Genomic DNA, 341 nt, shown 5'->3' on the forward strand with positions numbered 1-341 from the left:
AGCCCCAGCGCTGGGAAAAGCTCATCGATAATCGCCAGTTGATCATCTGAAAATCCGCCCGGAGAATCGCTCGTCAGAGAGAAACCGAGCCCGCGCAGCGCGACTTCCTTCGGGAACTCGAAAAGATTGACCACATGGTCCGTGCCACCGGCAAGCGCAAATTCGTAGAGCTCGCCATAGTGGAGACCCTCGCCTTTCGCCAGGTTCCACCGCCCCGTCTTCTCACCGCGGTTCAGAAGATAGAATATCGGCGTCTTCTCGAAGTTGCGCTCGGTCTCGCTGCCGTGCTCCGCATTCTCGAGAACAGTCTCACCGCCCCGCATGAAATTGGCCGCGACGCC

Annotated in this window: 1 pseudogene; it reads right to left on the reverse strand. The window is 58.9% G+C overall.

The features are described from left to right. Positions 1–341 (reverse strand): annotated as a pseudogene (locus tag EOD29_RS30905) (adenylate/guanylate cyclase domain-containing protein); the annotation flags it as partial.

It is taken from the genome of Mesorhizobium sp. M1A.T.Ca.IN.004.03.1.1, from assembly GCF_003997555.1.
Lineage (GTDB): Bacteria > Pseudomonadota > Alphaproteobacteria > Rhizobiales > Rhizobiaceae > Mesorhizobium.